15 protein-coding genes are annotated in these 16,877 nt (G+C 58.1%); 13 read left to right on the top strand and 2 right to left on the bottom strand.

The genetic code is table 11. From position 1 onward, the window contains the following. Nucleotides 1–2 precede the first annotated feature (2 nt). The 10 genes from MHH28_RS28910 (at nucleotide 3) to MHH28_RS28955 (ending at nucleotide 10,389) form a co-directional block, all read left to right on the top strand. On the top strand, nucleotides 3–767 hold the full coding sequence (locus MHH28_RS28910) for a histidine phosphatase family protein (protein ID WP_405108239.1): 765 nt from the start codon (nucleotides 3–5) through the stop codon (nucleotides 765–767). 12 nt (nucleotides 768–779) lie between these two features. Further along, a complete protein-coding gene (locus MHH28_RS28915; protein WP_405108242.1) occupies nucleotides 780–989 on the top strand; it encodes a hypothetical protein in 210 nt (69 codons plus the stop codon). 409 nt (nucleotides 990–1,398) lie between these two features. Next, nucleotides 1,399–2,859, top strand: coding sequence for a PLP-dependent aminotransferase family protein (locus MHH28_RS28920; protein ID WP_405108245.1), 1,461 nt, complete (start codon nucleotides 1,399–1,401; stop codon nucleotides 2,857–2,859). Nucleotides 2,860–2,868: 9 nt separating this feature from the next. Further along, the gene (locus MHH28_RS28925; protein WP_405108248.1) at nucleotides 2,869–3,909 is read left to right on the top strand and encodes a D-alanine--D-alanine ligase; all 1,041 of its coding nucleotides are present in this window, start codon (nucleotides 2,869–2,871) and stop codon (nucleotides 3,907–3,909) included. 5 nt (nucleotides 3,910–3,914) lie between these two features. Beyond that, nucleotides 3,915–5,162, top strand: a complete 1,248-nt coding sequence (locus MHH28_RS28930; RefSeq protein WP_405117303.1) for a pyridoxal phosphate-dependent aminotransferase — start codon at nucleotides 3,915–3,917, stop codon at nucleotides 5,160–5,162. A gap of 714 nt (nucleotides 5,163–5,876) precedes the next feature. Further along, entirely contained in the window at nucleotides 5,877–6,938 is a 1,062-nt protein-coding gene (cobT, locus tag MHH28_RS28935) for a nicotinate-nucleotide--dimethylbenzimidazole phosphoribosyltransferase (RefSeq protein ID WP_405108251.1), read from the top strand. Beyond that, a complete protein-coding gene (gene cobU / locus MHH28_RS28940; RefSeq protein WP_405108254.1) occupies nucleotides 6,935–7,492 on the top strand; it encodes a bifunctional adenosylcobinamide kinase/adenosylcobinamide-phosphate guanylyltransferase in 558 nt (185 codons plus the stop codon). The genes cobT and cobU overlap by 4 nt, the downstream gene beginning before the upstream one ends. Nucleotides 7,493–7,494: 2 nt before the next feature. Then, nucleotides 7,495–8,301, top strand: coding sequence for an adenosylcobinamide-GDP ribazoletransferase (gene cobS, locus MHH28_RS28945; protein WP_405117304.1), 807 nt, complete (start codon nucleotides 7,495–7,497; stop codon nucleotides 8,299–8,301). 142 nt (nucleotides 8,302–8,443) lie between these two features. After that, nucleotides 8,444–10,060, top strand: a complete 1,617-nt coding sequence (locus tag MHH28_RS28950) for a cobyric acid synthase (RefSeq protein ID WP_405108257.1) — start codon at nucleotides 8,444–8,446, stop codon at nucleotides 10,058–10,060. A gap of 2 nt (nucleotides 10,061–10,062) precedes the next feature. Further along, nucleotides 10,063–10,389 carry a YnfA family protein gene (locus MHH28_RS28955; protein ID WP_405108260.1) on the top strand — a complete coding sequence of 109 codons (327 nt, stop codon included), beginning with the start codon at nucleotides 10,063–10,065 and terminating at the stop codon, nucleotides 10,387–10,389. Nucleotides 10,390–10,559: 170 nt separating this feature from the next. On the opposite strand, the gene MHH28_RS28960 is transcribed toward MHH28_RS28955, so the two are convergent. Continuing rightward, entirely contained in the window at nucleotides 10,560–12,170 is a 1,611-nt protein-coding gene (locus MHH28_RS28960; RefSeq protein WP_405108263.1) for a methyl-accepting chemotaxis protein, read from the bottom strand. Nucleotides 12,171–12,549: 379 nt separating this feature from the next. On the opposite strand from MHH28_RS28960, the gene MHH28_RS28965 reads away from it, so the two are divergent. After that, on the top strand, nucleotides 12,550–13,257 hold the full coding sequence (locus MHH28_RS28965; RefSeq protein ID WP_405108266.1) for a queuosine precursor transporter: 708 nt from the start codon (nucleotides 12,550–12,552) through the stop codon (nucleotides 13,255–13,257). A gap of 121 nt (nucleotides 13,258–13,378) precedes the next feature. On the opposite strand, the gene MHH28_RS28970 is transcribed toward MHH28_RS28965, so the two are convergent. Further along, on the bottom strand, nucleotides 13,379–14,473 hold the full coding sequence (locus tag MHH28_RS28970) for a M24 family metallopeptidase (protein ID WP_405108270.1): 1,095 nt from the start codon (nucleotides 14,471–14,473) through the stop codon (nucleotides 13,379–13,381). 173 nt (nucleotides 14,474–14,646) lie between these two features. Between MHH28_RS28970 and MHH28_RS28975 the strand changes: the two genes are divergently transcribed. Next, nucleotides 14,647–15,852, top strand: coding sequence for a PQQ-dependent sugar dehydrogenase (locus MHH28_RS28975; protein ID WP_405108273.1), 1,206 nt, complete (start codon nucleotides 14,647–14,649; stop codon nucleotides 15,850–15,852). 133 nt (nucleotides 15,853–15,985) lie between these two features. Continuing rightward, nucleotides 15,986–16,828, top strand: a complete 843-nt coding sequence (locus tag MHH28_RS28980; protein ID WP_405108275.1) for an SDR family oxidoreductase — start codon at nucleotides 15,986–15,988, stop codon at nucleotides 16,826–16,828. The last annotated feature ends 49 nt before the right edge of the window (nucleotides 16,829–16,877 follow it).

Raw genomic sequence — 16,877 nt, forward strand, 5'->3', positions numbered from 1 at the left:
GAATGGAGAAGGTTCAAGCAGGGCGCGCGGAGGATTCTTCTCCGGCTGTCCAGGAAGCCCAGGAAGCTCAGAAAGCTAAGAATATGCAGGAAACTCGGGAAGCGCAGGTAGCTCCAAAGTTGCAGAGCACCCGGTCACCACTGGCTCAACCTGATCAACCGGAGCTGGAACTGGTGTTAGTCCGTCACGGCTACACGCAATGGAATAAGGAACACCGTTATTTGGGGAGGACCGATGTACCGCTTGCACCAGGGGAGACGGAGCGGTTGCAGCAGTTGCGGACACAAGTGCCGCTTACCGGGGAATTCCGCCGCGTCTATTGCAGCGACCTGCGTAGATGCCGGGAGACTCTGGCAGCCTTGGTTCCGCATCTGAAGCCGCAGGCAGTCTATGATGCCCGGCTGCGGGAGATGGACTTTGGAGCGTGGGAAGGCTGCACCTATGAGCAACTGAAGGATAACCCGTTGTACCGGAGCTGGATTGACAACCCGGAGGCGGCAACAACGCCGGGAGGGGAGGCGTGGGCACAATTCGCCGCCCGTATCGATCATTTCTGGACGGAGCTTCAGCAGGAGGCGGAGGCTCCCGCAGTAACCCGTATATTACTGGTAACCCATGGCGGCGTCATCCGGCAGCTGCTGGCACGGATGATCGGAGGCGTGACCTTCTATACCGCAGCGGCACCGGCTCCAGGTGAGGTTACGGTTCTGCGCCTGCGGAGGGATGGAGGAAGCTGGCACATGGCAGCGGGGAATGTTGACGGGTGAAACGGATGAACGATGGCGCAACCGCTAACGCTAACGCTGATGAACACATTAATGGAAAATGCTGATTACTCTAGTGATACGCCAGCACTAACCCAAATACTGATGATTACGCCCAAACGCCAACAGGTGATTGCACTTTGTACATCAGATTGGTCTGAAAAATGCACCAAAACCCGTTCTGCTGTATTTCGTGCAACTGATGATCAGCAATTGGCCTCATAACGGGCGAAATCCAAATTTCTAATGTACATAATGCAGCAGAACACGAAAAAACGCTAATATACGCTTATCTGATTGTACAAAATACAACAGAACACCCAGGGGAGCGTCTAAATGGTGTCTCGGGCATACTCTATAATCGCAACCCATTTGTGTCCGCCCACATTAGGTATTTCCGTTCACGGAGGACACTTGTAGCAGCATAGATGGCAAGTCTGGTCCCCGAGAGCCTGCAGCCTCACATCAGGTATTCCCGTTACCGGCAGGCGGAGGAGAAGCGTATAAGCGCCATTAGCACCACATTCCCGCCCCTCATCACCCCTCAGAACCACACCCGGCAGAAAATCCCGGGGCTGTGGTTCTTTTTTTACGGCAGCGACTGTGCCATGATAGCTATGGAGGCGATCACAGGATGTTTAAGGATTTCAAGCTCATTGCCGGGCGTCCGGTATCGATCCAGGTGAAGGATTATATGAAGCATCTCATCATCAAAAGCGCGCTCCAGGGCGGGCAGAAGCTGCCCTCGACACGCGAGCTCAGCAGCCTGCTGAAGGTCAGCCGGAACTCGGTGATTTCAGCGTATGAGGGGCTTGAAGATGACGGCTTCGCCTACACGGTACAGGGCCAGGGCAGCTATGTCTCCCCCGGCGCAGCGGCCCGCAGCGGCCAGGAGGCCGCGCCATGGACGATGGACTGGAAAGCGCGGCTCAGCGGCCAGGCGCTGCTCGCGGAGGAGCTGGACATTATGAAGCGGGGGATACGCGCGGAGAAGGGAACGATTTCTTTTACCAGTATCGCCCCGGATGAGCGTCTCTTCGAGCTGGACCATGTCCGTAGAGCGTTCCTTGAGCGGATGTCCGTAGAGGGCAATGTTCTGCTGAACTATGGATATGCCAAGGGCTACAAGCCATTAATAGATTATCTTAAGCAATATATGGAGCATAAAGGCGTGGATCTGAGCGGGAAGGATCTGCTGATTACGAACGGGTTCACGGAGGGCTTCGACCTGGTGCTGTCGGCTCTCGGCAAGCGGCACGGCGCGGTCCTCTGCGAGAATCCGACCCATCATACAGCGATCAAAAATCTGAAGCTGCACGGCTTCGGCATTCACGGCATCACGATGGAGCGGGACGGCATCCACCTGGGCGAGCTGGAGCGGGCGCTGAAGGAGCGGGAGTATGACTGTGCGTATCTGGTCCCTTCCTATCACAACCCCACCGGCATCGTCATGTCCCCCGAGAAAAGACAAGGTCTCATGAAGCTGGTGCAGCAATACAACGTGCCGGTGATTGAGGACGGGTTCAACGAGGAGCTGCGTTATTCGGGTGCCCATGTGGCTCCGTTAATTGCAGCGGCGGGCGGCGGGAACGGTGTGGTGTATCTCGGCAGCTTTTCCAAGGTGCTGTTCCCCGGACTGCGGGTCGGCTGGGTGCTGGCGGATCAGGAGCTGATCTATTATCTGGAGAGCGTTAAGCGGGCAAGGACCATTCATACCTCGACGCTCGACCAGTCCATATTGTATCAATACCTGCTGGGCGGCAATCTGGAGAAATATCTCAAAAAAGCCCGGCTGGAGTATAAACGCAAATACGAGCTGACCCTGGCCTGCTGCAAGGAGCAGCTTCCGTATGCCTCTTTGTCGGGTGATGGCGGGCTACATCTGTTTGTAACGTTCGCGGAGGGCTTCAGCACAAGGGAATTGCTTGCGGCGTGCCATGCGCAGGGGGTTATTTTTACGGCGGGAGATATCTTCTTCACCGATGGTGCGGGGCAGAACACGCTGCGGCTGGGCTTCTCCAGAGTGGCGGATGCGGATATCGTGCGGGGCATTGCCATTATAGGTAAGACAGCACGAACATTAATGGGAGAATGAGGTGCGGATATGCTAAGAGTAGGTGTGATTATGGGCGGGGTATCGTCCGAATATGAGGTGTCGCTGAAGACCGGCAGAGAGATGCTGAAGGCGCTTGATCCGGCAAAATATAAAGGGATTCCGGTACACATCACCTCACGCAAAGAGCTGCTGGAGGGGACAGCGGATCTGGACTTCGCTCTGCTCGCCCTACATGGGACTTACGGAGAGGACGGCACGGTGCAAGGAGCCCTGGAGACACTCGGCATTCCGTATTCCGGGAGCGGGGTGCTCGCAAGCAGCTTGTGCATGGATAAAGGGTTGGCCAAGACAATCATCCGCAGCAAAAGCATTCCGACACCCGACTGGCTGTGCTGGGACAGCATGGACGACTATGCCCCGGAAGCGGTGGAACGGCTTGGTTATCCGGTGATGGTGAAGCCGAATTCTGGCGGATCAAGCATCGGCATGACCAAAGTGAATGACCCGCAGGAGCTGCGGGGAGCGGTGGAGAAGGCTTTTGCCTGTGCTGCTGAGGGGGCGGTACTGATTGAACGCTACATCTCAGGGCAGGAGATTACCTGCTCCATCCTGGGGGGAGAGATGCTGCCGGTCATCGGGATTCAGTCGCTGGGTGCGGATTGGTTCGATTATAATGCCAAATACGAGCATGGCGGGGCTGAGGAACGGATCATCCGGCTGCCGGATGCGTTACAGGAACAGGTGCGGACGGCGGCATTAACCTGCTACCGGGCGCTCAAGTGCGCAGTGTATGCACGGGTGGATATGCTGGTGAAGAATGGCATCCCTTATGTGCTGGAGGTGAATACCCTGCCCGGGATGACGGCAACCAGCCTGATGCCCCAGAGTGCAGAGGCGGCCGGTATGGACTTCAGCAGCCTGCTGGATGAGATTATCAGTGGATCACTGCGGGAGTGCGGGATGCTGCAAGGTGCATCTCGGGAGGGCGAGGGGACGGCTGGGGATGCGGATGCAATGTTGAAGCGCAAGGAGCAAGTCCAGGAAGCGCAGCAAGCCCAATACGCAGAGAGCGGAGGTGTCCGGTTATGAACGCTATGAGACGAGACAATGCTGCCTTGCCTCTTGATAGAGGCAACAGTACCATGCACAGCCAGATCATTAATCCGCGTTTACAGGAGATTCCACCTTCGGGTATCCGGGCTTTTTTTGATCTGGCTGCGGGTAACAACAATGTTATATCACTCGGGGTGGGCGAGCCGGACTTTGCTACTCCCGAGCAGGTAAGAGCTGCCTGCATCCGTGCGCTGGAGCGTGGAGAGACCGGGTATACCTCGAACAGCGGACTGCCGGAGCTGCGGGAGGAGATATCCGGCTATATGCAGACCGGCTTCGGATTGGCTTACGATCCTGCGGATGAAATCCTGGTCACGGTGGGAAGCAGTGAAGCGTTGGACCTGGCGCTGCGCGCCTTCATGGCCCCCGGGGACGAGATTCTGATCCCTTCTCCGGGTTATGTGGCCTATGCGCCTATCGCTTATCTGAACGGCGGGACGCTGGCACCGGTGGAGACAACGGCCGAGGGAGGCTTTAAGCTCACTGCCGAAGCGCTGCGCAAGGCCGTAACACCGCGGACGAAGCTGCTGATGGTTAATTTTCCAAACAATCCTACAGGTGCGGTTATGACTTACGAGGACTGGCTGCCAATCGCTGAAGTGGTGAAGGAGCATGGCCTTATCGTCATCTCCGATGAGATTTATGCCGAGCTGACCTACGACAGTAAGCATGTAAGCATCGCTTCCCTGCCCGGGATGCAGGAGCGGACAGTGGTGATCAGCGGGTTCTCGAAGGCTTTTGCCATGACGGGCTGGCGGGTGGGTTATGCCTGCGGGAACCGTGAACTGCTCGCGGCTATGCTCAAAATCCATCAATACACCGCTATGTGCGCACCCCTGCCGGGACAGATTGCTGCGGTTGAGGCGCTGCGCAGTGCGCTCCCGGATATGGAGCGGATGAAGGCGTGCTTTAAAGAACGCCGCTCGCTGCTGGTGGAGGGTCTGCGGGCCGCCGGGTTGTCCTGCCATATGCCGCAGGGGGCCTTCTATGCCTTCGCTTCAATCGCCCGTACAGGCATGGGATCAGAGGAGTTCGCTCTGAGGCTGCTGAAGGAGGCTGGTGTTGCCGTGGTTCCGGGCCATGTGTTCGGAACTTGCGGGGAAGGCTATATCCGCTGCTCCTACGCCGCGTCTACGGCGAAGCTGACCGAAGCGCTGGAGCGGCTGGAAGACTTCATGAAGGTGACAATGTTGCATAGTGCAGCAGATAAAAATGTAATTGTAAGTTGATTTCATATCCCCTATAATCCTAACAGGAAGAAATAGGGAGATTATAACGGCACTCGGCCCGCCGCCGGATCAGAAAGCCCCCTACTTTATTGCAGGGGGCTTTTGGGCTGTGCCAGCCAGGGGGACAGCTGGGCGGCCGGAGAGGTTGCTGGTAGCTAACCACCAGGTAATTGTGGCGCGATGCAGGCTGGTGGGGGAATGAGAGAGAGAAATCCCTTTGATCCTACAGTACTGAGATGTACAAGTGCACCTGATTTCAGCGAAATGGGGTTCGGCGGTCGAATGGGGAGCATTAGTGCACCTGAATTCGGCGAAATAGGGTTCGACGGTCGAATGAGGAGCATTAGTGCATCTGATTTTGGCGAAAAGGGGATCGACGGTCGAATGGGGAGCATTAGTGCACCTGAATTTAGCTATCTTAACCTACGATGCGCTGCACCACTCCACCACACCCGCCTACACCCGCACACTGCATACTTGTACGCTCCATGCTGGTACACTGCGCCGCCTCCACAGCGGCACTTTGACTAATTTATCTTACTCCAGACTGGCTATACCCTTCCTCTAGTCGCTAATGAGTAGCATGGCCTGCAACACTTGCGAATTTAAGCTTCAACGGCAGTTGGACAACTTCAACGTAACCAGAGCAGCAGACACAGATGTATTCTTGCAGCGGGAGTCCGCTTCCGCACTATCATATAGGAGGCATTACTAATGATCTCAGCCATTCAAGAAGTAACCGGACGGATTGCTCCGCCTGACGAAAAAGCGACCCTGCGCGCCGTACTCCGCCTGAACAGTCTGACCAAGCCGCCCGGAAGCCTCGGGCGGTTGGAGGCGCTGGCTGTCCGGCTGGCCGGAATCTCCAAAGTCGAGCAGCCCTGCTACGGCAAACGAACGGTAGTGGTTATGGCTGCGGACCATGGGGTCTGCTGCGAAGGCGTCAGCGCTTTTCCGCAGGAGGTCACCATACAGATGGCCTATAACTTCCTCAGCGGCGGAGCAGCCGTGAATGTGCTGGCCCGCCAGGGCGGTGCAGAGGTGCAGTTCGTGGACATCGGGATCAACGGCGATATCGTCCACCCGCAGCTGATTAACCGCAAGGTCCGCCGCGGCACAGACAACATGGCAGCAGGCCCGGCCATGAGCCGCGAGGATGCGCTGCGCGCGATTCTGGCCGGAGTTCATGTGGCGCAGGAGGCGGTGCAGAACGGGACGGAGATTTTGATTACCGGTGAGATGGGCATCGGGAATACGACAGCCAGTGCGGCAGTACTCTGCGCAATGGAAGGGATTCCGGCAGAGACAGCGGCTGGAAGGGGGACAGGCATCGACGATGCGCGGATGCAGCACAAGATCTCGGTGATCGAACGTGCCCTCCGGGTGAATGAACCGAATCCGGCAGATCCTATCGATGTGCTCTCCAAGGTCGGGGGGCTGGAGATCGCCGGGCTGGCCGGGCTGATTCTTGGAGCGGCCTCCCTGCGCATTCCGGTTATTCTTGACGGCTTCATCTCCGGGGCGGCAGCCCTGATCGCCCGGGCACTGGCACCGCAATCTACAGCGTACATGATCGCTTCCCATGTCTCCGGTGAGCAGGGCCATAAGCTGATGCTGGACCGTCTTGGGCTGGAAGCGCTGCTGGATATGGGCCTGCGGCTGGGCGAAGGCACCGGGGGCGCGCTGTGTCTGCATTTCATTGAAGCGGTCTGCCGGATTATGCGGGAGATGGCGACCTTCGAGAGTGCAGGCGTCTCCGGATCGGAGAGCGTATGAGCATTCTGGTCACGGGCGGGGCCCGCAGCGGCAAAAGCGGCTTCGCCGAGCGTCTGACCCGCAAGCTGGCTGACTCGCAGCAGGCTGTCTACGTCGCGACCGGACAGGCTTTTGATGAGGAAATGGAGGCGCGGATTGCCTTACACCGGCAGCAGCGGCAGGCGGACGGCTTCCGGTGGGAGACACTGGAGGAGCCGCTTAAGCTCGCAGCGCTGCTGGAGCGCCTCTCCGGCAGCGGGCAGACTGTGCTGGTGGACTGCCTGACGCTCTGGCTGTCGAATCAGCTGCTGGCTGTGGAAGAGCGGAAGGACAGGCAAGAATTAGTAGAGGCTGCAATTGCCGGATTGGAGCTGGCAGTCTCCGGCTTCGAGGGAACGCTGATTCTGGTCACGAATGAAGTGGGTGGCGGCATTGTACCTGAATATGCGCTGGGGCGGCTGTACCGTGATTTAGCCGGGAGGATGAACGCGCGGCTGGCTGCCCGGTGCGGGCAGGTATTTCTGGTGACCGCCGGAATCCCGGTTGAGCTGAGAAGCCGGGAGTATCTCCTGTGAGTATGCGGGGAAATGCCGCTGCTGCGTTTCAGTTCCTGACGCGGTTTCCGGTCAGGACCAGCGCAGAGTTCTCGCCGGAGCTGCTGCGTGCGAGCGTGGTCCATTATCCGCTCGTGGGTGCGGCCATCGGGCTTAGCACCGCACTTGGCGCCGCAGCAGCCAGTTGGTTGCTGCCTTCCTGGCCTGCCGCTGTAGTCACCCTTATCCTGTGGGTGGGGCTGACCGGCGGGCTGCATCTGGACGGCTGGATGGACAGCGCCGATGCGCTGCTCAGCTACCGCTCCAGAGAGCGGATGCTGGAGATCATGAAGGACAGCCGTGTCGGTGCAATGGGTGTGCTGGCCTGCGTGCTGCTCCTGCTGCTGAAGGCCTCGCTGCTGGCGGCCTGGCTCGAAGGCGGCAGCTTCAGCCTGCTGCCGCTGCTCTTGCTGCCGCCGGTCTGGGGCCGCTGGTACATGGTGCGGGCGATGGCCCGCTATCCCCTGGCCCGCGGCAATGAAGGGCTGGCCGCCACCTTCGGCGGGCTGCCTGCCCGGCAGGAGCGGCGCGCGTTCCTCAGCGCCGCGCTGCTGACGCTGGCCGCTGCCGCTGTGCCACTGGCGCTGGGCGCGGGCAGCGGGGACGTGCCGCTGCTGGCTGCGGCGGCCCTCCTGGCGCCGCTGGCTGCGGTAGCCTGCGGCACGCTCGCGGCGCGGCGGATTGGCAGCCGGCTCGGCGGGCTCACCGGCGATGTCTACGGCGCGCTCGGCGAGCTGCTGGAGACGGTGGTCCTGCTTGTGCTGGTATTAGTCCAGCACAACCTGCTGTAGCGCGGCTCGCCTGCTGGCTCGCCCGCGCCCTGCCCTACCGTGCTGCGCCCGCCAAGCCGCAAGCACCCAGCTCTAACGCACCAGTCCCACCATGCTGCCCCGCCGTCAACTCCGGCAGCAGCAAATAGCGAGGAGGATCAACATGAAAGATACATACGCAGCAGACCCAATAGCCGGCCGGGCTGCCACTGGAGCGGTGCTGATGATCCAGGGCACCGCCTCCGATGTCGGCAAAAGCCTGGTTACCGCCGCTATCGGGCGGATTATGACCCGGGACGGCTACCGTACCGCCCCGTTTAAGTCGCAAAATATGGCGCTGAATTCCTATGTCACAGCGGACGGGAAGGAAATCGGCCGCGCCCAGGGGATGCAGGCGGAAGCCTTCGGCATTACGGCAACCAGCGATATGAATCCGATTCTGCTGAAGCCCTCCGGGGAGATGAGCGCGCAGATCGTCGTGCACGGGGTGCCGCATGCGGCACTCAGCGCGCGGGAATACCGCGAGAAGTTCCTGCCCGAAGCCAAAGGGACCGTAATGGATGCACTGGGCCGTCTGCGGGAGGCTTATGATATTGTGCTGATGGAAGGCGCGGGCAGTCCGGCGGAGATCAATCTCAAAAGCCGGGATATCGTCAATATGAACCTGGCCGGATGGGCGGATGCGCCGGTGCTGCTGGTCGCCGACATTGACCGGGGCGGGGTCTTCGCCTTCATCGTCGGCACACTTGCGCTGCTGGAGCCGCATGAACGCGCCCGGGTCAAGGGCTTCATCATCAATAAATTCCGCGGGGATGTCTCTCTGCTGCAGCCCGGACTGGACTGGCTGGAGGAGCACACAGGCATTCCGGTGCTGGGGGTGCTGCCGTTCCTGCCGCAGCTGCGGATCGAGGCAGAGGATTCCGTAGTACTGGACGGAACGTCCGGCCGCCACCGGGAGGATTCCGCGAAGGAGCTTGATATCGCGGTCATCCGTTATCCGCGGATCTCCAACTTCACCGACTTCGATCCGCTGGAGGACGAACCGGATGCTGCCGTGCGTTACGTACAGTCAGCCGATGAGCTGGGCACACCGGATGTAATTATCCTGCCGGGCACGAAGAACACGGCTGCTGATCTGCAATACCTGCGGGAGCAGGGGTTCCCGGCCGCCATCGGGCGTGCGCTGGAGCAGGGCACGCAGCAGCTTGCCGGAATCTGCGGCGGGTACCAGATGCTGGGCCTGAAGCTGCTTGATCCGCATGCCGTAGAGAGTGCGGAGCCGGGGGAGAGTGAAGGGCTGGGGTATCTGCCGCTCTCGACGGCTTTTCTACAGCACAAAACTACGGTGCGTGTGAGCGGCGGGCTGGCTGCGGATCACCCCCTGCGGTTAAGCGCCTCAGCTACTGGCACAACACCGGAGGAGTTGCCTGTTGCCGGGTATGAGATCCACATGGGAACGACAACGAACCATGATCCGTCTTCCGTTCTTAGTCTGTTTACACTAGCCACACCGGAAGGACAGGCTGTGCCGGAGGGGTGGGGGACCCGGGACGGCAGAGTCTGGGGCAGCTATCTGCACGGGCTGTTCCATAATGACGGGCTGCGCCGGAGCTGGCTGAACGGACTGCGCAGATCCAAGGGACTGGCACCGCTAACTGCGACCTTCTCGGCCGCTGCGCTTCGTGAGCAGGAATTCGACCGGCTGGCAGATGCCGTAGAGTCCCACCTGAATATGGCTGCTGTATATGCAATCATGGGCCTGCCGGCAGGGGGAGAATAGCGATGCTGCTTGCAGTGCTGCTGTTTGTCGTAGCGGGTCTCGCTGAGATCGGCGGCGGATATCTCGTCTGGCTCTGGCTGCGGGAATCGCGTCCGCTATGGTATGGATTAGCAGGCTCGGTTATCCTGATTGCCTATGGTATAATACCGACTCTACAGAAGTTCCCTTCGTTTGGCCGGGTGTACGCTGCTTATGGCGGAGTATTCATCATTCTGGCTGTCCTGTGGGGCTGGCTGGTGGACCGCAAGACGCCGGATCTCTACGACTGGATCGGAGCCGGTATCTGCGTCATCGGGGTCTCCGTCATTTTATGGGCGCCCAGGCACTGAACAATAACCGGCACTTTTCCAAAAAAAAGCAGTTCCAAAGGCCACAGAGCCTCGGGAACTGCTTTTTCACTTAAAAAGCTGGAATTACCGAAAAGAGAGAATTCACCCGAAAACAACTAAATCCTGCATCACGCTCCCGCAATTAGCGACCGGACGCTCCGGAGGCAGCCTTAAATCTTAAACTGCTGAGCGGCCTTTTGCAGCTGTACAGCCTGCTGGTAGAGATGCTCCACGGTCTGGGCGTGGCCTTCCAGCTCCTCATGCTGGCGTGCCGAATTATCGGCAAGCGTGTCTGCATTCTGCTGCGACTTGGCGGTAATCTGCGCTGTTTCCTCTACAGAGGCACTGACTTCCTCAGTGCCTGCCGAGATCTGCTGTGTAGCCGCAGAGACGGACTGGATGCTGTGATTGATGCTCTGAATGAGGATCAGCAGGTGGTTGAAGGCATGGCCGGCTTCGACCACCTTATTCATCCCGGAAGCCACTTCAGCATTGACATGGTTCATTTCGGATACAGATTGGTTCATATCCTCCTGCAGACTGAGCAAGAACTCGCGGATCTGCTCATTGGATTCCTTGGACTGCTCGGAAAGCTTGCGCACTTCTCCGGCAACGACCGCGAACCCCCGGCCATGCTCACCCGCACGGGCGGCTTCAATGGAAGCATTGAGCGACAGCATCTGAATCTGCTTGGTAATCTCGGTAATGCCTTGCACGACCTCCCCGATCATCAGCGAGCGTTCGTTCATCAAGCGGAACTGCTCCAGCGACTGTTCGGAGGCCTGCTCTACCTGGCGCATCTGCTCCACTGCACTCTGGGCAATATCGTTGCCGCTCTGGGCTTCGGTGGAAGCCTCGCTGATCTGCTCGGTGACCTCACCGGCGGCGGAGGCAATATGCTGGATGCCCATATTGATCTCATCCATGGCGCGGGAGTTATCCCTTGCGCTGCCGGCAATCATAGTGCTGCCCTTGCCGATCTCCTCCACAGAGGCCGCCGAATGTTCGGCCATCTCATTCAGGATCTGGACACGCGCCTTCAGATCATTGGAATCGGCGACTACTGTCCCGGAGGTATCCAGCACATGCCCGATCATTTCCTTCAGCCGCTCGCTCATGATGCGGAAGCTCTCGGAGAGCTGTCCGACTTCATCGGTACCCCCCAGGGTAAGCGCCTCAGTGAAGTCGCCTCCCGCCAGCTTGTTGCTGTAGGCGGCAAGCTTGGTGATCGGGCGGGTAATTCTGCGGCTCATGAAGCCTGCGGCAGTGACACCTACCACCAGCGCCAGCAGGGTAATTCCTGCGCTTGTCCACAGGATGCTGCTCATCTTGTCTTTGACGAAGTCCATATCGGCGCTTGCGGCCACAATCATGGTTGTTCCGGGAACACCAACATAGGCACTTTTATGTATACCATGGCTATCACTATAAATTTCACTAAGTCCGGTCTTTCCTTTGGAGGCCTGCTCCATGGCAGGCGATACTTCGATGGCTTCATCCGGCTGGAGCTTGGCGCCGTGATCTGCGGTCAGAACAGTGGCCTGGCCATCCTTCAGGTTGATGAGGAAGAGGGTATCCACATCCAGCTTTTTACGCTTGTCCTCCAAATAGAATTCGACATTGGTCCTGGCCTGCTCGTTCTTGTTCAGGGTCTGCTGCGCACTGGTGGCATTCAGGTTCTTATAGGTATCCTGGGCGGCAGCGGTCAGAGACTTGTCGATCTGCGGGATGACATAGCTGTTAATGGTGCCGATGGATATCGTGTAGAAGCTGATACTCAACGTGAGGGAAGTGAGTAGCAAAACGGCAAACAGCAACAGCGTAAACTTGCGGCTAATTGATTTTTTGAAACCAAACATGGCATTCGCTCCTTTTCCGTGAAACGCTTCTTAATCTCCCTATTCTATAGAATTAACCTCAGGTTGAATAGTGAAAAAATGCTATATGCCGCATTATTTTCAGAAAAAATTTGAATATTTAACGACTCAATCACCAATTCGCCAAAAAGAAGCAGCAAAATGCTGTGTTTCTGAAAATTTAAAATTTCATAGCGTGTAAGCTTTGAATGTGATAGAGTAGTAATGTTTTGTATCTTGACAACTGTGATCCGCGGTTCGTAACCATCCCGCGTAACCAAAACTAGGAGGAATACCAGGCATTATGTTTAATTTGTTGTGGGGCGTTTGTTTTGTTGTCGTTAATTTTGGTTTTTTTCTGCTGTGCTACCGCTTGTTCGGTAAAAAAGGGCTCTACGCCTGGGTCGGCATGGCTACTGTAGTCGCCAATATCCAGGTCGCCAAGACGATTGCAATGCCGTTCGATATTGTGATGACGCTGGGCAATACGATGTATGTCACCCTGTATATGACCAGTGACCTGCTGAACGAGAAATATGGACGAAAAGAAGCGCGAAGTGCGGTGTGGTTCGGTTTCTTCACGCTGCTGATGACTACAGTCATTATGCAGATGGTGCTTGTGTTCAAGCCGCAGGAGACGGACATTGCCCAATCCGCGCTGGAGACGATATTCGGCCTGATGCCGAGACTGGCGCTGGGCAGTCTTACCGCTTATTTTATCAGCCAGTTCCTGGATGTACGGCTCTACGCCTGGATACGGAAGTATTACAGCAGCTCTAAGCAGCTGTGGATCCGCTCGAACGGCAGCACGATGATCAGCTCCTTTGTCGATACGCTGATCTTCTGCACGATTGCTTTTGCCGGAACCTATGACATGAAGGTATGGACCGAGATTCTGCTGACCACCTACCTGTCCAAGTTCATCCTCACGGCCGCCGGTACGCCTGTGCTGTATCTGGGCCGTTCTTTCACATTTGCCGAAGAAGAGCAGAAGGCCGTCATCCGGGAGTAAGCCTCCCGACAATTAAAGCCCCAGCCCCCGGAGATCCGGGAGACTGGGGCTTTTCGTGTGGTGTGATATATAGTAGGCTCGGGCGCTAACTTGAAGCCTCCCGAACACGCAGGCGGAATTACTACAGGGTAAGCACTGTCCATTCCTTGGGGAAGCTGGTCAGCGTCTGCGGACCTTCTGCGGTGACCAGCACATCATCCTCAATGCGCACACCGCCGAGACCCGGCACATAAATTCCCGGCTCTACGGTGAAGACGTTGCCGTTCTGGATGACATCCGTATTCAGCCCGTGCAGCGAAGGATACTCGTGGGTGTCCATCCCCAGCCCGTGTCCGACACGGTGCATGAAGTACTGCCCGTAACCGGCGGCTTCAATTACGTCACGTGCTGCCTTGTCGACAGAGCCGAAGGAGGCTCCGGCGACGGAGGCGGCAATGCCCGCTTCATTGGCGGCAAGCACAGCATTATAGATATCGAGCAGTCTGCTGTCCACTTCACCCACCGCGAACGTGCGGGTAATATCGGAAGCGTAGCCTCCGGCATACACACCGAGGTCGAACATAAGCAGATCGCCCGGCTGAATAAGGCGTTCGCCCGGCACGCCGTGCGGCAGGGCCGTGTTCGGGCCGGACAGCACCATCGTGTCGAAGGAGGGGCCGGAGGCACCGACCTTCTTCATCAGATACTCCAGCTCGGCCACCAGCTCAATCTCGCTGACCCCGGATTTGACATGCGCCAGACCTTGGCGGAGAACCTCCTCCACCAGCTCGGCGGCATGCTTCATGATACGCACTTCCTCCGGGGTCTTGACCGCGCGCATCGCCCGGAGCAGAGGGCCGACATCCTGGTAGGAACCGGCGGCGACCGCTTCTGCGAGGAGCTCATACCGGCTGACGGAGAAGTGTTCCTTCTCGATGCCAATGCTGCCCGGACTAACACTGCCGAAGCGTGACTTCAGCAGAGCGTACGGGTTGTCCGTGTCGCTGTGTGTCAGAATCGTCTTCACTGAGGAGGCGGCATGCGCGGCTTCGGCGTCCAGCGCCGGAACGATCAGCACCGGTTCTTCGCCCCGGATCAGCAGCAGGCCGAGAAAACGTTCATGCGGGTTGCTGGCAAAGCCCGTCAGATAGTACACATGCTTAGGATCGGTTACGAGCAGGGCATCCAGCTTACCGGCCGCCATGTCCTGCTCCAGTTGTTGCAGAGCTGCATTCATTTCAATAGTTCCCCTTTCGTCTACACGCTTGAACAGCAATGCTCCCATTATAATTCAAAATCCTGGAGCCTGCACATCCTGCTAACGTATAGCCTGCGGAGTTTAAGGGCGGGAAGCGCAGGGTAATAGTTGCCACAATCAGGAGCTGACCATTCCCTAAGGAGGTTATAGCTATGTCTGAAACAAGAAAAAGACTTCTCTCCTGTACCCTTATGCGGTGCGGAACCGTGGCCCTGTTCATAGGCCTGTTGTCGGCTTGCAGCTCTACTGCTGAACAGACGACTGGCGGGAGTCCGCAGTCTAACTCGCAATCTGCCGGTACTACCGCTGCCGGAGCGGAACCGCCGGGATCACCGGATATACCTTATACTGCCCAGACCCTGGCCAGCGGGCTGGAGGTTCCTTGGGAGATTGCATTCGCTCCCGGCGGGCGGATGTTCATTACCGAGCGGACAGGCAGCCTGCGCGTTATAGAGAACGGCAAGCTGCGCGAGGCTCCGCTGCTGAAGCTCTCTGATCCTTCGGTCAGCGATGGGGAAGGCGGCTTGCTGGGTCTCGCGCTTGATCCTCAATTTGAGCGTAACGGACGGGCTTATCTCTATCACACTTACCGCACCGAAGAGGGCGGGACGGCGAACCGGGTGCTGCGGATCATAGTTGGAAGCAGCACAGCAGAGATCGACCGCGTCCTGCTGGATAACATACCGGGCGACACGAATCATAACGGCGGACGGATTAAGATTGGGCTGGACGGGAATTTGTATATCACGACAGGTGACCGCTATGAGCCGGAGCTGGCGCAGGACAAGAATAGTCCGGGCGGCAAAATCCTGCGGATTACGACCAGCGGCTCCATCCCCGAAGATAACCCGTGGCCCGGATCGCCGGTCTACAGCATGGGCCACCGCAATGCGCAGGGGCTGGCCTGGCAGCCGGAGAGCGGGGTGCTGTACAGCTCCGAGCATGGACAATCCAGCCATGATGAGCTGAATATTATCGAGGCCGGAGCCAATTATGGCTGGCCGCTGATCGAAGGCGATGAGACCGAAGACGGCCAGCCCAAGCTTGTGACTCCGCTGGTTCACAGCGGGAAGGAGACCTGGGCTCCGTCAGGAATGACCTTCATTACGCAGGGACCCTGGACCGGCGAGCTGCTGGTCGCAAGTCTGGCCGGACAGCAGCTCTTAAGGGTGTCGCTGCCGTCAGCGGGCGGAACACCTTCGATTAGCAGCCTGTTCAAGGAGAAGTATGGGCGAATCCGCAATGTGGCGGAAGGCCCGGACGGGACCCTGTATCTAATGACCAACAACCGCGACGGCAGAGGCGACCCGCAGGCGCAGGATGATCAGCTGATTGCGCTCCGGCCGGACTGGAAGTGAAGAATTGGCAGGTCTTTGACTATGTTAACCCTCTGAAATGATGTAACATGAGCTTAGCGCATATACTCGGATATGGAGTAAGGCTAGGCCGGTGCTTAAGCTGTGCCGGACGGCGAGGAAGGGGAGGATATCCATGCAAGGCAAAACCGTGCTGATCACCGGTGCGAACTCCGGGATGGGGCTGGCTACAACCGTAGAAATGGCCCGCAGGGGAGCAACTGTCATTATGGCCTGCCGCAGCCTTAAGCGGGGAGAAGAGGCACTTGCCAAAGCAGTGCGGCAGAGCGGCTCCAGCCAGATCCGGCTGATGCTGTGCGATCTCGCTTCCTTCGATAGCATTCGTGCTTTTGCCGGGGAGTTCACTGCCGAATATCCGGTACTGGATGTTCTGATCAATAACGCCGGGGTGGTCGCGCTGAAGCGCGAGCTGACAGCAGACGGATACGAGCTGGATCTGGGCGTGAATCATCTGGGCCATTTCCTGCTGACCCACCTGCTGCTGGATAACCTGAAGGCAGCTGAACAGGGCCGGATTGTTGTCGTGGCTTCGGGAGCGTATAAGCTTGGCAAGCTGTATCTGGAGGATCATACCTTGTCCCGCGGTTTCAATCCGGCCAAGGCGTATGCCCGCTCAAAGCTGGCGAATATTCTGTTCACCCGTGAGCTGGCTGCGCGCCTGAAGGATAGCAGGGTTACTGTGAACTGTCTGCATCCGGGCGCGGTGGGGACCAGTATCGGGGTGAACCGGGAGACCGGCTTCGGGCAAGGTGTGCTGAAGCTGCTGTCCCGCTTCTTCCTGACGCCTGAGCAGGGGGCAGATACGGCCATTCTGCTGGCAACTGCGCCTGAGCTTGGCAGAGTAAGCGGGCAATACTATTACCGCCGCAAGATTAAGGAACTGACGCCGCGGGCGGAGGATACAGAATCGGCAGCACGGTTATGGAAGTGGAGTCTGGAGCAGACGGGGCTTGAGTAGTGTTGTTTCAGTAGTGCTGAAACTCTGAACTGCTGCGTAAGAAGACCGG

It is taken from the genome of Paenibacillus sp. FSL K6-1217 (assembly GCF_045040735.1).
In the GTDB taxonomy this organism is placed as follows: domain Bacteria; phylum Bacillota; class Bacilli; order Paenibacillales; family Paenibacillaceae; genus Paenibacillus_AQ.

Excerpts from the sequence above, each read along its gene's own strand:
- MHH28_RS28950 (WP_405108257.1), top strand. The coding sequence starts at position 8,444 with ATGAAAGATACATACGCAGCAGACCCAATAGCCGGCCGGGCTGCCACT.
- MHH28_RS28955 (WP_405108260.1), top strand. The coding sequence starts at position 10,063 with ATGCTGCTTGCAGTGCTGCTGTTTGTCGTAGCGGGTCTCGCTGAGATC.
- MHH28_RS28915 (WP_405108242.1), top strand. The coding sequence starts at position 780 with ATGGCGCAACCGCTAACGCTAACGCTGATGAACACATTAATGGAAAAT.
- MHH28_RS28980 (WP_405108275.1), top strand. The coding sequence starts at position 15,986 with ATGCAAGGCAAAACCGTGCTGATCACCGGTGCGAACTCCGGGATGGGG.
- MHH28_RS28965 (WP_405108266.1), top strand. The coding sequence starts at position 12,550 with ATGTTTAATTTGTTGTGGGGCGTTTGTTTTGTTGTCGTTAATTTTGGT.
- MHH28_RS28930 (WP_405117303.1), top strand. The coding sequence starts at position 3,915 with ATGAGACGAGACAATGCTGCCTTGCCTCTTGATAGAGGCAACAGTACC.
- MHH28_RS28925 (WP_405108248.1), top strand. The coding sequence starts at position 2,869 with ATGCTAAGAGTAGGTGTGATTATGGGCGGGGTATCGTCCGAATATGAG.
- MHH28_RS28910 (WP_405108239.1), top strand. The coding sequence starts at position 3 with ATGGAGAAGGTTCAAGCAGGGCGCGCGGAGGATTCTTCTCCGGCTGTC.
- MHH28_RS28975 (WP_405108273.1), top strand. The coding sequence starts at position 14,647 with ATGTCTGAAACAAGAAAAAGACTTCTCTCCTGTACCCTTATGCGGTGC.
- cobT (WP_405108251.1), top strand. The coding sequence starts at position 5,877 with ATGATCTCAGCCATTCAAGAAGTAACCGGACGGATTGCTCCGCCTGAC.
- cobS (WP_405117304.1), top strand. The coding sequence starts at position 7,495 with ATGCGGGGAAATGCCGCTGCTGCGTTTCAGTTCCTGACGCGGTTTCCG.
- MHH28_RS28920 (WP_405108245.1), top strand. The coding sequence starts at position 1,399 with ATGTTTAAGGATTTCAAGCTCATTGCCGGGCGTCCGGTATCGATCCAG.
- cobU (WP_405108254.1), top strand. The coding sequence starts at position 6,935 with ATGAGCATTCTGGTCACGGGCGGGGCCCGCAGCGGCAAAAGCGGCTTC.
- MHH28_RS28970 (WP_405108270.1), bottom strand. The coding sequence starts at position 14,473 with ATGAATGCAGCTCTGCAACAACTGGAGCAGGACATGGCGGCCGGTAAG.